At 43.8% G+C, this 16,129-nt stretch carries 9 protein-coding genes; 7 read left to right on the plus strand and 2 right to left on the minus strand.

Annotation, left to right across the window (positions count from 1 at the left end):
* The first annotated feature begins 344 nt into the window (after positions 1 to 344).
* The 5 genes from FW759_RS11115 to FW759_RS11135 all read left to right on the plus strand — a co-directional run bounded on the left by FW759_RS11115 (position 345) and on the right by FW759_RS11135 (position 8,535).
* A complete protein-coding gene (locus FW759_RS11115) occupies positions 345 to 6,527 on the plus strand; it encodes a DNA repair ATPase (protein ID WP_446443038.1) in 6,183 nt (2,060 codons plus the stop codon).
* An 80-nt stretch (positions 6,528 to 6,607) separates the two neighbouring features.
* Complete coding sequence (locus FW759_RS11120; protein WP_075106903.1) at positions 6,608 to 6,769, plus strand: DUF2256 domain-containing protein; 162 nt, start codon at positions 6,608 to 6,610, stop codon at positions 6,767 to 6,769.
* Positions 6,770 to 6,814: 45 nt separating this feature from the next.
* Entirely contained in the window at positions 6,815 to 6,961 is a 147-nt protein-coding gene (locus FW759_RS11125; protein ID WP_084387234.1) for a DUF2256 domain-containing protein, read from the plus strand.
* Between the two features lie 26 nt (positions 6,962 to 6,987).
* On the plus strand, positions 6,988 to 7,482 hold the full coding sequence (locus tag FW759_RS11130; RefSeq protein WP_446443039.1) for a hypothetical protein: 495 nt from the start codon (positions 6,988 to 6,990) through the stop codon (positions 7,480 to 7,482).
* Positions 7,483 to 7,683: 201 nt separating this feature from the next.
* Positions 7,684 to 8,535, plus strand: a complete 852-nt coding sequence (locus tag FW759_RS11135) for a hypothetical protein (protein WP_446443040.1) — start codon at positions 7,684 to 7,686, stop codon at positions 8,533 to 8,535.
* A gap of 89 nt (positions 8,536 to 8,624) precedes the next feature.
* On the opposite strand, the gene FW759_RS11140 is transcribed toward FW759_RS11135, so the two are convergent.
* Together FW759_RS11140 and metH are read right to left on the minus strand one after the other, a co-directional pair.
* Positions 8,625 to 9,554: a bile acid:sodium symporter family protein gene (locus FW759_RS11140; RefSeq protein ID WP_443571787.1), complete on the minus strand. Its 930-nt coding sequence runs from the start codon at positions 9,552 to 9,554 to the stop codon at positions 8,625 to 8,627.
* 208 nt (positions 9,555 to 9,762) lie between these two features.
* The gene (gene metH / locus FW759_RS11145; protein ID WP_446443094.1) at positions 9,763 to 13,557 is read right to left on the minus strand and encodes a methionine synthase; all 3,795 of its coding nucleotides are present in this window, start codon (positions 13,555 to 13,557) and stop codon (positions 9,763 to 9,765) included.
* 569 nt (positions 13,558 to 14,126) lie between these two features.
* Between metH and FW759_RS11150 the strand changes: the two genes are divergently transcribed.
* Together FW759_RS11150 and FW759_RS11155 are read left to right on the plus strand one after the other, a co-directional pair.
* Positions 14,127 to 14,681 (plus strand): fasciclin domain-containing protein, encoded by a 555-nt coding sequence (locus FW759_RS11150; protein ID WP_443566451.1) that lies wholly within the window; start codon positions 14,127 to 14,129, stop codon positions 14,679 to 14,681.
* Positions 14,682 to 15,333: 652 nt separating this feature from the next.
* Positions 15,334 to 15,957 carry a fasciclin domain-containing protein gene (locus tag FW759_RS11155; protein ID WP_062843893.1) on the plus strand — a complete coding sequence of 208 codons (624 nt, stop codon included), beginning with the start codon at positions 15,334 to 15,336 and terminating at the stop codon, positions 15,955 to 15,957.
* Positions 15,958 to 16,129: the final 172 nt, after the last annotated feature.

A 16,129-nucleotide genomic window follows, 5' to 3' on the forward strand; every position in this document is an offset into this window, starting at 1 on the left:
AATAAGCACGTTGCCGCTTAGATGGCAAAGTGCGTTAGGCAACTTATTAATAGTATGATCGATACGGTCGGTTTGAAATAAGATCGATATGTGAATAGCTATATGCTTCTGGTATAAATTTTCCTTGCTTACTGCTAAACAGAGGCTGCGGAAAATTGATACCAGAAGCAACCAACTCAGTGAGAGAGTAACGGTTTCAAAATGAATCGACTATGGTCATCGCAAGATTAATAAATTGGCTAATCTAAAAAAACTCGCTGTCATGACTGTTTTTTTAGATTAGCTTCTTTTTCAAGTTTTATCTTATTTTCTTTATTGCTAAAAATAAACACGGACGAGCAACGATGGCGGATACGCAAAAACCAACCGATTCGGCTAGCAAAACCACCGACAATCAAGCTGAGCAAACCGATCAGGCAGTGGCATCAGGCAATGCCTATGAGCTAATCAAAAAACGTCTAACGGAGCAAGGCAGTCGCCTAGAGCAGCAAACGGCCAAGTTGAATCAAGCGCGTCTGACGGAATTTGGCAGTACGCAGATGCAAGTTATTGCCCGCACGCGGATTCGTACCGAATACAACTGTGTGGCGCAAGACATGGTGCAAGTCGGTGACTATCTGCTGTTTGGCTATAATGTGTTTATGGGGCTAAAGCGGGCGAGTAACATTCAAGATGTGTTGTCGCTGTATCGATTGATAGAGCCTACCGAAAAAATGGGTAGTGAAGGTGATGCTAGAGGTAATGCAGAAAATAGCCATATAGAAAGCCACGACATAGTAAATAATGATGTAGAAAATAACGCTAAAGAAACCAATGCCAATAGCAATGATCCAGAATATCGACTTGAAGAAGTCGATTTAAAAAACACCTTTTTAGATCAAGATGCTTTTGTTCAAGATTTTAATGAGCTGTATCGATATTACAAGCAAACGCGCCTGATTCAGCTGATCGTCAAAGACAGCAAGCTGCTATTGGCGTTTCAGATTGGTGAGCGTATCACCGACATACGCGTCTTTCGCTTTGCGCTGGATTTTAGCCAAGGCACGCCAGAGTCTGCCCAAGTTGCTTATGTCGACAATAGAGGCGAGCGCGACATTGAGCTGCCGCCTGCGTATGATTTTGATTGGATACAAACCACGCGTGATCAGATGATCAATGGTAAGTATCCACATATGAATATCTTGGACACGATATTTGTAGAAACCGTCGGCGGTGATTTGACTATTAAAATTGAGGACAATACGCAGTCAGGGCAGGGCATCTATAGCGAGCCTGTCAATGATCGCACCCAATCGCTCACCGATGCCGAGATTGCGTATGCCAAAGTCGGTAGTCTGATACTGCTCAAGATATTGCCGTACCGTGAGGACAGTTATCGTTATTTTGTTTATAACACTTTGACTGAAGCCGTGCTGCGTTTGGATGCCATTGGTCAATCATGCGTCCAACTGCCCGAAGATCACGGCATTATTTTTCCTGGCGGCTATTATCTGCAGACAGGCGAGTATAAGTTGTTTGATACCAATAGTGCAGGCGCCAAAGATTTAAAATTTAAACGTAGGATTGTCGCACCAAATGGTGAAGATGTTCTGTTCTTGTTTTATGACAGAGATCTAGGTGTCACTGGGTTGTTTCCTTATAACCTCATCAAAAAACAGTTAGCCAACCCAATCTATTGTAATGGTATGGCATTGGCAGACAGTGGGCGTTTGGTGTTGTTTAGCGCCCAAAGTGAGCCATCGCGCATTCACCCGATGCAGATATGGCATACCCCTTACGCCTCACCTGAGTACATCAGTGAGTTGCCTGAAAGCACCAGTTTTTATGGCAAAATCGGCAACAAAGAGTTGGTACGCGGCATCTCTGATCTCTATAGCATCACACGTCTCATTGACAATCAAAGCGTGTCGCAAAAGCTCTACGAAGAACTGGCGGACAATACCAGTAGATTGTTTGATAGCTATTACTGGCTGTCTGAGCTTGAGCTCAAAGACGTCGCCAGTAGTATTAAAGAAGTGACAGCGACGGCCGAGCTGGTTATTGATGAGTTTGCCAAGGTAAAAAGCATTCAAAAGCAAACCCAGATGGCGCTCGCGGATGCCGAATCCCAGCAAAACGAGATATTACGGCAGATACGGGTCACGACGTTTGAGTCAGCAAGCGACTATGTCGATCAGCTGTCAGCGCTCAGACGACAAAAAGGTCGCTTAGTGAGCTTAGAAGAATTGCGCTATTTAGACAGTGATAAGTTGCAAGCACTGCAAACACAGTTAGAAGAAGCAGAGAGCGAGCTTGCCGAAAAGACCGTACTATTTTTAAGTGGTGAAAAAGCGCTATCAAGTTATGAAGCCGTGTTAATAGATGTCAGCGAACGCTTGAATACGGCGGAAACCAATGCCGAGCTAAAACCTGTCTTAGATAAAATCGATGAAACGGCGCAAGGATTGGATCTACTGACGGAATTGCTTGGCACATTGGACGTTGCGGATGCCACGGTACGCACACAAATTATCGATGACATATCGACCATTTATGCCAGCCTCAACCAAAGCAAAGCCAAACTCAATCATAAACGCAAAAACTTGGGATCGGTAGAAGCGGTTGCGCAATTTGGTGCACAATTCAAGCTGTTTGGTCAATCGATTGCCAATGCCTTATCCATTGCCAATACACCTGAAAAATCAGATGAGCAAATGGCGAAGTTGCTCGTACAGCTAGAGGAGTTAGAAAGCCAGTTTGCTGACCCAGAGACCAGTAATGGCGATCAGTTTTTAGCAGATATCATCAGTAAGCGCGAAGAGATTTATGAAACCTTTGAAAATCATAAGCAACAATTGCTCGATGCGCGCAACCGTAAAGCTCAAAACTTAGGTGACGGCGCGCTGCGGATGTTAGAAAGCATCAAAAAGCGCACACAAAGTACAGGCGTGACAGGATTTACAGAAGAGGACGCGCTCAATACTTACTTTGCCTCAGATGGGTTGGTACAAAAAGTACGTCATATGGCAAAAGAGCTACAATCCATGGGCTTTAGCGTCAAAGCGGATGACATCGATGCGCGTTTAAAAGCCATTCAAATCGAGAGCTATAAGAGTCTAAAAGACAAGTCGGATTTGTTTGAAGATGGCGGTCAAATTATCAAGCTGGGCAAACACCGCTTTTCGGTCAATACCCAACCGTTAGATTTAACCTTGCTCAGTCGCCAGCAATCAGATGGCAAGCGCGTGCTCAATTTGCATCTCACGGGTACAGATTATTATGAGGTGCTCGACAACGCTGAGTTAAATGCCTTGCGTCCATATTGGGAGATAAATATTGCTTCCGAGTCTGACAAGGTATACCGCGCTGAATATCTGGCGTATAGCATTATCGAGAGCGCCAAAAACAGCCGAGACAATTTGACTGAAGCATGGCTATATCGTGCGTATGATGAAACGGCAAATACGCTCAATATTGACGGCAATATTGATAACGACAGCGCGCTGGCTAAATTGGTCAAATCCTATGCCACCCCGCGTTATCAACTCGGTTATGACAAAGGCATCCATGACCATGATGCCACGCTGCTGCTGATGCAAATATTGCCAACGCTGCGAGAAGCGGGTTTATTGATTTATACGCCGCAAGTGCGAGCATTGGCACAACTGTTCTATTGGCAATTAAATATAGTGCAAGCGCTGGGCTTAGAAGTGCTGCGTCAGTTCGGTTATGATGCTTGGCTCTCTGAATCGGTGCTGACGCATGCGCGTAACTGGACGGATAGGGCGGTTACGGCTGAGCAGCTGCGCCGTACCTTAGGTAGCGATACTGCCAAAGCACTGCTGGTTGAAGACATGACTCACATCATGCGAGGTTTTGTCACTGCTTATCAAGACAATCAGTCGGCGTTAGAAGCGAAGCAGGGCAATGATGCGAGTATCTTTCAGCAAAGCCATGTTCAGCTGGCTTGTGAGTATTTAGTGAGCGTGATGGGACAAGCAGCGGCGTCAGAAGTGGGTCTACATAAACCCTTCAACTGGCAAACCAGTCAACAGGCCGAGCAGTTGTGTGAGCAATTAACCAAAACATTGAATAACGCTTCAGGCAACTTACAACATAGCGCCAGCTTTGAACAATTACAATCCGCCATTAGTAAACTTGGTTTTCAGCCCAAGTCCGCTTACGAGTTGCTGGCAACTTGGTTTTATGCGTTACTGGATAAAACCTACCACGACAACGACGCAGTCGATGGGCAAACGGATGAGACAGAAAGTGACAACAATCCGCTCAGTGAAGATCAGCGCGCTGAGAGGGACGCAAAAAGCGCTTTACGCAAACAGCAATTAGAGAGTGGTCGCCATTATGTGCCTGAAGCCATTGCAATCTTACTGACACAATTAAGCGATACGCAGCGTGAAGCGTTAGTACAGCGCCTTATGGATTCTGGTGTCAGCTTTGATAAAAGCAGTAGCAAAGGGACAACTGGCGCTCCATCCAATTTATCTTTTTCCTCATCGCCACCGCTCACTAGTTTGAACAATCCGCTCAATCAAGTACAAAGCTTTGAGCGCAGCACTGGTAAAGTATCGCTTGAGGTACAAGTAAACAATCTGCTGGGCGAGCATACACGTATTCATCAGCAGACGTTACGCTTTGCGGTCGATGATTTTGTAAATCGCTTGCACCATCATGATACCCAAGTGATTCCGGCGTATAAGCGTTACCTTGCCATGCGTTCAGAAATCTTGCATGACGCAAAAGAATCCTTACGACTGGACGAGTTTATGCCGCGTCCATTGTCCTCATTTGTGCGTAACCGCCTGATTAATGAGAGCTATTTGCCGCTTATCGGCGACAACCTTGCCAAGCAAATGGGCACGGTCGGCGATAACAAGCGGACTGATTTAATGGGTATTCTCATGATGATATCGCCACCTGGGTATGGTAAGACGACCTTGATGGAGTACGTGGCCAATCGTCTTGGCCTGATCTTTATGAAGATTAACTGTCCGTCACTTGGACATGATGTCACCTCGTTAGACCCCGAAAAAGCGCCCAATGCCACCGCGCGTGAGGAGCTGAATAAAATAAACTTAGCTTTTGAGATGGGCAACAACGTCATGCTCTATCTTGATGACATTCAACATACCCATGCCGAATTTTTACAAAAATTTATCTCACTCGGTGACGGTACGCGCCGTATCGATGGTGTCTGGCAAGGCAAAACCAAGACCTATGACATGCGCGGCAAAAAGTTCTGCGTGGTCATGGCGGGCAACCCGTATACTGAGAGCGGCGAAGCCTTTAAAGTCCCTGATATGCTCGCCAACCGTGCCGATATCTACAACTTAGGCGACATCATGAGCGGTATGGAAGACATCTTTGCCCTTAGTTATATCGAAAACTCCCTAACCTCTAATAGTGTCCTCGCACCACTGGCAAACCGCGACTTAAGCGATGTGCATCGCCTGATTAAAATGGCAAAAACGGACAACGCCAACCTCGCGCAAGCGCAAAGCAGTGATCTGACCTATCCGTATAGCAGCTCAGAGATTAATGAGATTATCGCTATCTTGCGTCATATGTTTCGGGTGCAAGAAGTCATTTTGGACGTCAACCAAGCTTATATTGCCTCCGCCTCGCAAGATGATAAATATCGTGTTGAGCCGATATTTAAGCTGCAAGGCAGTTATCGTAATATGAACAAGATGACTGAGAAGCTCTCGGCAATCATGAATGAGAATGAGCTAAACCAGCTGATAGACGACCACTATCTAGGCGAGTCGCAGCTATTGACCCAAGGCGCTGAGAGCAATCTGCTTAAGCTTGGTGAGATGCGCAGCACTTTAACACAAGAAGAATCAGAACGCTGGGCGCAAATCAAAACCGACTTCTTACGCAATAAAGCCATGGGCGGCGAAGATGGCGATACTGGCGCGCGCATCGTCGCGCAGTTGGTGGACTTAGCAAATGGCTTCAATACGATTAGCAGTCAGTTTGATAAATACTTAAGCCAAAATGACCCTGAACAAATCGCCCGCTTACGAGAAGCAGGACAGCAAGTGCAGATAGAGGCACAACTCGAAGCCCAAAAAATCCTCGCTGATAGCTTTATTAATAATGCCAAAGTCGTCAGCGACAGCATTGATAATGGCTTTGAAAAAAGCATGACTCAGCTGACACAGCTTTATAAGCACGATCATAAAGCAGAAGGCGAGTATCTCAAACAAAACCAAGAGATGCAAAAACAGCTGATGGTGCAGCTGGTCGATGCCGTGGAGCAACTGGCACACAATATGGCGGATAGTTTGTCTCGTAGCTTAGCCGAAAACCTGATTAAGAATGGTGACAGCAAAGCTGTAGAGAGCAATGCGCCTGATATCCATGAGCAGACCACACTGATGGCAAATGCGCTCAAGCAAGCGCTGGCACCACTGACGATGCGCATGGATGAGAAGCTAGCGATTGATAGCAGTACTGATCAATCTGGTAAGCTGATCGTCAACAGTCTCAATCGCCTAAATAAAATATTTGACGATTATGACTAGTAACTGTGAATAATAGCAATGATACGTAGTAGGCTATAGTGCCACATGACTGATGTCGTAAACAAACCAATGAGAAAGCTATGGCGCACAAAAAAAAGAATGTTCGAAAAAAACTCTGCCCCGTCTGTGAGCGTGAGTTTAGTTGGACTAAAAAGCTGGATAAAAACTGGGAGAGCATGGTCTACTGCTCAGACCAATGCCGTCGAATTAAGAAGTATGAGGGTGTCGAGCATCAAAAGTAAGATTTCACCGTAACGCAAATAGTCAAAAGTAGATGGGAGCAAACAATGGCACATAAAAAAGTAAACTTACCGCAAAAAACCTGCCCCGTCTGCCAGCGCCCATTTACGTGGCGCAAAAAGTGGGAAAAGGACTGGGAGCAGGTGATTTACTGTTCGGAGCGGTGTCGTCGGACGAAAGGTAAATCAGATTGAGGTAGTCCAAAACATTAAGGTAAATTATGAGTAAGCATTTTGAGCACTCAAGCTTTCGAGAAAAGCTTATTGAACACTTATTTATTGGTGAGATGTTAAAGCTATCTTGGCTAAAAGATGATTGCCAATTGGAAGTCATGAAACCTGAAGTCGATAATGCAGGCTGCGACGTTGTCCTCGAAAATAGTAATGTTATTCGTCATATTCAACTAAAAACTTCAAAACTAGGTGGAACAACATCAAGTCAGAAGGTCAATATTCGATTGGCGAGCAAACCTTCGGGTTGTGTGATCTGGATAGTATTTGATGAGCATACGTTGGAGCTGTGCTATTTTTATTTTTTTGGTCCTGAGGCTGGAAAGCCGTTAACTGGACTAGAAAATGTTAAGGTCGCAAAACATACTAAAGCAAATGCGGATGGCATAAAAGCTAAACGGCCTAATATTCGCACTATTAATAAGGGACAGTTTATTCGTTACGAGAGTATTGAAGCTTTATTTAACGTTTTATTTTATAAGTAAAAAAAGATATATTTTGAATGCTACTTCATTTGTTAGCGCCCCTTTATTTGACGCAAGAAGCGAGAGAAAGATTGGGAGCAGGTAATTTATTGTTGTGATAGGTATTGGCAAAGATTTAATAAATACATGAGATAAAGTAGAATAATTGTTTATTTCGATGCTAGAATGGTTAATAGTGCAAACTAAAGTTTAATATTTATAATGAAAAAAGATGTAGTTAAACGAAGTAAGAACAAAAAACGGCCTGTGAAAAACTATGCAAAATATGCTAAAAATAAAATACAGATCTTTAGTAGCGCTCATCATAGTCAACAGTTTGAAGACAATTGGGTAGTAGAGAAAGAATTCACTTGTGTTCGATTGGGACTGCTTAGATTCACTCAAATAATAGCAGCTTTTCTAATGGTTTTTAGTATACCTGTTGCAAGTTATTTAATGCATGCTGTTGAAGGATATGAAATATTTATAGTAATTGCTGTGTTTGTTGTTGCTATATTATCAGTCGCCCTATTAATAAATCCGAGTATGATTTTTAGAGGTGTTAACTGGTTGCGACAAGGCAATATCAAATTAAAAGGAAAACAAATTGAATTAAAGATAGACAATAAAATTCACAATATACCAGTATTGGATATAAGAAAATTCAAATGTTATAAAACTACTAATTACAGAGCCAAAATTGAAGTTGTAAAAATTATTATAAAGATGAAAGATGGTTCTAAGTTTTCTTTGTACCAGTCAACTAATTTTAGTGAGAACATATACATATTGTATAGTGTTGGTGTAATGATAGAGTCCATATTGACAGATCATTTTGAAAAGATAGACAAAGGTGCTTGGTTGCATCGAAAAGAAACCATTCATTATGCAGATATACTGACAGTTGTTTTTATCACCACATTTATAGGTATCGTGATCTATTTTAAGATGTACGATTTTTTATTCATTGTGTCCATGCTTGTATTGATTATCATTGCTCCTCGTTTTACCCTTTTTGTAACTAGTACACAGCACAGTAGTGATACCCATATATATTACATCAACAGAACGTAACTTTGTTTTTCTAAGAGCCGATTGTTTCGGCTCTTGTGTACAACTAATTTTAAAGCTCTGGACTCGACTAACCCAAAACCTATAAACCCCTACCTAGCATCTCTCTTCGCAAAGATATTTGCAACCAACGCACCGCTAAAGTTATGCCAGACACTAAAGATCGCACTCGGTAAGGCAGCGACAGGATTGAAATAAGTCGCGGCAAGGGCAGCGCCCAGACCAGAGTTTTGCATGCCCACTTCCACCATGATGGCGCGGCGCTGTCTCTCCGTAAATCCAGACAAGCGCGCGATCACATAGCCCAAGGTATATCCCAACATATTGTGTAGAGCAACGACGATAAAGACGATGGCACCGCTATCTAGGATGGTTGCTTTAGACACCGCGACTACAGCTGCGATGATAATTGAGATACCCAATACCGACACCATTGGCAATACCTCGGTGACGAACGCGATCTTGCTACCCAAAAACTTGTGAAAGACGACACCCAATAAGATAGGCAAGATGACGATCTTGGTAATGGTCACCATCATACTGGCCAAGTCGATATCGATCAGCTGACCGGCAAACACGTTTAATAAAATAGGCGTTAAGAAGGGTGCAAGTAGAGTAGAGATAGAGGTAATCGCTACACTCAGTGCCACATCCCCTTTGGCCAAAAACGTAATTACATTACTAGACGTACCGCCAGGGCAACAGCCTACCAAGATGACACCGACCGCGATTAAAGGGTCGAGATTAAAAATCATAGTCAACAAATAAGCAATCAGAGGCATCAGCGTGAACTGTGCTAATAGTCCTACTAATACAGGTTTGGGACGTTTGACAATCTCTAGGAAGTCTTCCGTTCTAAGTGTCATGCCCATGCCAAACATAATGATGCCAAGAATTGGCACAATCAAAAACGCCAATGAAGCAAAAAATTCAGGAAAAACGAATCCTAAAACGGCACTGACCAATGCCCAGATTGCAAATGTTTTGCCAATCCAACTAGAAAGTAATGCAATCTGATTCATAGCCTGTCTCAAAATAAGAAAAAATGAAGTAGGCAATAATTTAGCACGGTTATTGGCAGTAAATGATAAAAGTATTTTGTGATACGTGCAGCGATAAGTTTGCTGAGAGCGGATAGAAGAAGGCGCAATAAAAAAGGCTTACCCATCATAAATGAGTAAGCCAGGAGATAACTATAGAATGTTTAGGTATTAACCAATTTTTAAAAATCTACAAATTCGGATTTAACCATTTCTCAGCCGTTTTTATGTCCCAGTCTTTACGCTCCGCATAGCTCTCTAACTGATCGCGGCTTATTTTGCCGACGTTGAAGTACTCACTATCAGGATGCGAGTAATAGAATCCGCTGACGGAGGACGCAGGCCACATTGCATAGCTTTCGGTCAAGGTCGTGCCGATTGCCTCTACTGTACCGAGCCAGTCAAACAGTTTGCCTTTTTCGGTGTGCTCAGGGCAGGCAGGGTAGCCGGGTGCTGGACGGATACCGACGTATTTTTCTTTAATCATCTCATCATTGGTGAGGGACTCGGTTGGTTGATAGCCCCAATAGTCTTTACGAATCAGCTCATGCAGATGCTCGGCAAAGGCTTCTGCTAATCGATCAGATAAGGCTTGTACCATAATGGCATTATAGTCGTCGCCCGCTGCTTTGTACTTTTCCGCAAGCGCCTCTGTGCCAACGATGGAGACGGTAAAGCCGCCCAAATAATCCGTGTAAGCATCAGACGGTGAGATATAGTCCGCCAAGCTTAGGTTTGCCTTACCACTGGCTTTGTCACTTTGCTGACGTAAGTGCTCAAACTGATGGGTCGGCTGACCGTTTTGTTGCGGGTCATTGTCATAAACGGTGACAGTATCCGCGCCAGTACGGCGAGCTGGCATGAGTTTGAATACGCCTTTTGCGACGATTGATTTTTCCGCAATCATTTTGTGTAGCAAGTCTTCGGCATTACCAAACAAATCGCGCGCTGCTTCGCCAACCACGTCATCTTGCAAGATTTTGGGATACTTGCCCGTTAGACCCCAAGAGATAAAGAAAGGCGTCCAGTCGATATAAGGCAGTAGGTTATTGATGGGGTAATCGTCAAATATCACTTGTCCCAACTTATTAGGTACAGGCGGGACGTAGTTTTCCCAGTCATACTTAAAGCCAATCTTGACCGATTCGGCATACGTAATCTTAGCGGCTTTTGGTTGGCGTTTGGCGAGACGCTCACGCACTTTGACATACTCTTCGCGCGTCTCATCGATCAGCGCTTGGCGGTGTTCTTTTGAAAGCAGCTTGGTGACCACACCCACGGAGCGCGAGGCATCCGCCACATAGATGACGCCATCGTTTTGATATTTTGGCTCGACTTTGACTGCCGTATGCGCTTTTGAGGTGGTAGCACCGCCAATCATCAGTGGTAAGTTCATGCCACGCTCTTGCATTTGCTTGGCGACATAGACCATCTCATCAAGACTTGGGGTAATCAGACCTGATAGACCGATGATGTCTACTTTCTCTTTAATAGCAGTATCAAGGATGGTCTCACAAGGTACCATCACGCCCAGATCGACGATGTCATAACCGTTACAGCCGAGTACCACACCGACGATGTTTTTGCCGATATCATGGACGTCGCCTTTAACGGTTGCCATGAGGATTTTACCTTTTACCTCACCTTCGACTTTTTCCGCTTCGATATACGGGTTGAGCCATGCGACCGACTGCTTCATCACGCGAGCAGATTTAACCACTTGTGGTAAGAACATTTTACCCGCGCCAAATAGATCGCCGACGATGTTCATACCATCCATCAATGGCCCTTCGATGACCTCTAGCGGTTTGGGATATTTCTCCCACGCTTCTTTGGTATCCGCTTCGATAAAGGTCGTGATGCCTTTAACCAGCGCATGAGCGATACGCTCTTCTACGGTGCCTTCCCGCCAGCTCATATCGACGGTACTGTCTTTTTTCTTACCGCCGTCTTGGTAGTTTTCAGCAGCGCTCATGAGTCGCTCGGTGGCGTCTTGTCCCGTCTCACCTTGATTGCGGTTGAGCATCACATCTTCGATGGCATTGCGCGCCTCAAGAGGGATGTCGTCGTACAACTCAAGCATAGAAGGGTTGACGATACCCATCGTTAGACCGTTTTTGATCGCATGGAACAAAAACACAGAGTTGATCGCTTCACGGATGGGATTACCACGGAAACTAAATGAGACGTTAGAGACGCCGCCCGATACCATGGCATTTGGTAGGTTTTCAGTGATCCAGCGCGTGGCATTGATGAAATCCGCGCCGTAGTTGTTGTGCTCAGGAATACCCGTTGCCACCGCAAAGATATTTGGGTCAAAGATAATGTCTTCGGACGGGAAGCCCACTTCGTTGACCAAGACATCGTAGCTTCGCTGGCAAATCTGAATTTTACGCTCGTACGTATCGGCTTGACCATCTTCATCGAAGGCCATGACAATCACAGCTGCACCATAACGCATACATAACTTGGCACGCTCGACGAACTCAGCATGACCTTCTTTCAATGAGATAGAGTTGACGACAGATTTACCCTGCGTACGTTTTAGCCCTTCTTCAATGATGTCCCATTTCGACGAGTCAATCATCAATGGTACGCGGCTGATATCAGGCTCACCAGACACCAAGTTGACAAAATGTATCATCGCTTGCTTGGAGTCCAGCATACCTTCGTCCATATTGATATCGACGATTTGCGCACCACCCTCGACCTGATCGCGTGCGACATCGAGTGCTTCGGTATAGGCTTCGGTTTTAATCAAGCGCAAGAACTTTTTAGAGCCTGTGACGTTGGTACGCTCACCCACGTTGACAAACAAACTTTCAGGCGTAATGGTAAAAGGCTCAAGTCCAGACAAGCGGCAGGCGGGCGGTATTTCAGGAATAGCACGCGGCGCGTAGTTTGCCACCATCTTGGCGATTTGGCGGATGTGCTCAGGTGTTGTACCACAGCAGCCGCCCACGATATTTAGAATACCCGCTTTGGCAAAACCTTCGAGTAGGGCAGCGGTTTCTTCGGCTGTTTCATCATATTCCCCAAACTCATTGGGCAGACCTGCGTTTGGATGCGCAGACACATAGGTATTGGCAATATTGGACAACGTCTGAATATGCGGACGCAGCGCATCAGCACCAAGCGCGCAGTTAAAGCCAACCGATAAAGGCTTTGCATGGCGAATCGAGTTATAAAACGCTTCCGCTGTTTGACCGGATAATGTCCGACCTGACGCATCAGTAATCGTCCCTGAAATCATAATCGGCAATTCAAAACCAATATCTTCAAACACGCCAGTCACTGCAAATATCGCGGCTTTGGCGTTTAGCGTATCAAAGATTGTCTCAATCAAGATCAGATCGACACCGCCTTCCATCAATGCCAGTGTGGCTTCACGGTAATTGAGCACCAATTCATCAAAGGTGATGTTACGAAATGCAGGATCATTGACATCAGGCGAGAGTGAACATGTCCGTGACGTGGGGCCAATGACCCCAGCGACAAAACGTGGCTTTTCAGGCGTCTTAGCAGTGAATTCATCGGCTGCCGCGCGCGCAAGCTTGGCTGCTGCTTTATTCAGCTCAGGCACCAAGTATTCCATGTCATAGTCCGCCATGGACAAGCGCGTACCATTGAAGCTATTGGTCTCGATAATGTCTGCGCCCGCTGCCAAATGATCCATATGAATTTCTTTGATCATATGCGGCTGCGTGAGCACCAATAAATCGTTATTGCCTCTCACATCTTGACTGATATCTGCAAAGCGCTCACCACGATAATCAGATTCTTCCAGCTTATAGTTCTGAATGTGCGTACCCATTGCCCCGTCCAACATCAAAATCCTTGATGCCATTTGTGCAGTGATACGGTCACGTACAGTCAGTTGTTGCGCTTTATAAGGAAACACCGCAGGCGGCGTTAGAATAAAACCATCCGTAGAGTGTGACGAGCTAGAAGTGGTCTCTGTTTCAGAAGAATGTTGCGGGGTCATCGTTTGAGTCGTCATTTGAGTCATAGGAGCGCTGCTTATATCGTCAATGTTATAAAAGGAAGGAATAACAAACAGAATGCAATTTTTATAAAAATATCGGGCAAATCCGTATTATTTTAGCATGAAAATCATATGGTAAGCGGAACAGTACTTATTCCTGTTTGGCAGTAAAAAAGTAAAAAAAGTATTGGTAACGAGAAGCAGCACCACAGGCAATTTTATAAAGAAAAGCGTGAAAATGACTCTCATTTCGATTCAAGATTACATAACGTGTAGCTCTTGTAAATCAAAGCAAACGCTCTCTTATGAAAGACAGACGCAACTTACACCACAACTACAAAAAGTAGCGTAAATTCGAGTTTATAAATATTTTTTATATGTTAATTTAATTTCAGAAGGATTTGTTTTTCGTAAGCAATACTTACTAGTAAATGTGCATGATTTCATTGACTTAATGTCAATATTTATCATGAATGTTTGCTTAGTGGTTAGCATTACGAAAAGAAGATCTGATCTGTAAGACAATAATTTTGTGGTTAACAAATAATTGAATCATTAAGGAACATGTTATGAAACTTACTAAAATCGCTACTCTTGGTACTTTGGCACTCTCAATTGCAGGCCTAAGCGCTTGTAACAACATGATGCCAAACAAAAGCGCTGATATGAAACCGCCAATGCACAGCCAATCTATGGCAAAAATGAACGTCGTACAAGTTGCTCAAAGCAATCCTGATTTTTCAGTACTAGTAGAAGCCATTCAGGCCGCTGGTCTAACAGGTGCTCTAGCCAATCCAAACGCTCACTACACAGTGTTCGCGCCAACCAATGAAGCCTTTATGCAAGCGTTAAAAGAAACAGGTATGACCAAAGCACAGTTGTTCGCAAACAAACCATTATTGACCAAAGTTTTAGGCTACCATGTAATCAGTGGCGATATGGCAATGTATAAGAAAGACGTGAAGCCAGGTAACGTCATGACATTGAGCAAAGACACATTGATGGTTACCAATCAAGGTAAGCTGATGGATGAGATGGGTCGTACGACCAATATTGTTAAGACAGACATTCCTGCCAACAACGGTGTGATTCACGTGATTGACAGAGTATTAATGCCTAAATGATAAGTAGGGCACAAATAAGTCGTGTTTGAACAAGCATCACTTGATGTACGTTATATGTCCTTTCTATAAGATGAAGCTGGTATCAATACTAGCTTTCATCACTCATAAATTTACTAACTATTTAATCAGAAGATAGGTGTCGTTTTAGATATCATCTAAAGTTCTTTTAAAAAGCTCTCCTAAATAGTTACTACTATTGATTTACTCTAATAAAACTTCAGACCATAGGCGTGAAGTTTTTGACATCTTTATCGGACTTAACGCTTTTTTTGACTCAAATATATAGAAAAGAAAACTCTGGTGACCGATTCCTCTTGTATGCGTAACCGTATGCTCTGTTGTAACAAGGCAAGAAGGCGAGTGAGTCATTTAGGAAATAGCTCCTTTACTATTATATTAGCTATTATTCAAATAATTCCTTGTTTTGTACACGTGATTGATACAGTCTCGCTACCTAAGTATGCAGCAATTTAAAATGAATCAGTTAGAATCATAGTCATTGGAATAACAGTATCGATGTCCTCGAACTGTGTGACAGGTTTTACTTGCTATGCACAAGTCCATAAGTCATCTGCTGTTATATGCACATATTGAGCAGAATGGTTTGTTTAACAAACGATTTAACCCATTATTTATTTATAAGGAAATACCTATGTTAAAGAAGAATTTATTATCGATCGCAGTTGTTACAGCCGCTATGTCACTGGCCGCTTGTAATGATAAAGAAGCCGCTACTGATCCTGTAGAAGCTGATACGACTACTGAAGAAGTAGTAGCAGAGCCAGCGGTAGGAACGGCTCCAGAAGCTGAAGCAGAGCCGATGGCTGATCCAATGGCAGAAACGGATGGCATGGCAACACAGACCATCGCTGAAGTAGCAGCTGGTAATGAAAATTTAACCATCTTGACAGCAGCGCTTAAAGCCGCTGGTCTTGATACTATGCTAATGGAAGATACCAAATACACTGTATTTGCACCAACTGACGACGCTTTTGCTCCAGTATTAGAGAAGTTAGGTGTGACTAAAGAAGAGTTATTGGCTAACACCGAACTACTGAAAAAAGTATTGCCTTACCACGTAGTACCGATGGAAGTAAAAGCAGCTGATATCCCTTACGGTACAGACATCGAAACTGCTAATGGTGCAACGATTTCTATCAGCGATGCTAACGTGATCACTGATGCAACTGGTGGTACAGCAAACATCACAGGTACTGACATTATGGCAACCAATGGTGTTGTACATACTATCGATGCAGTATTAATGCCTGAATAATCTACTGTTGGAAGCCTTTTTTATAAGATATTTCCGTAGTGAAGAAGCCTAGCCATTGAGCTAGGCTTTTTTGTGCTCAGGTACTAACTATTTGTAGAAGAGTAATCTATAAAGAGGATTTAGCGTCATGTCTTGATATATTTTACCTAACTCTACTTAAGACAAATATGAC

Source organism: Psychrobacter sp. 1176_08 (assembly GCF_052850615.1).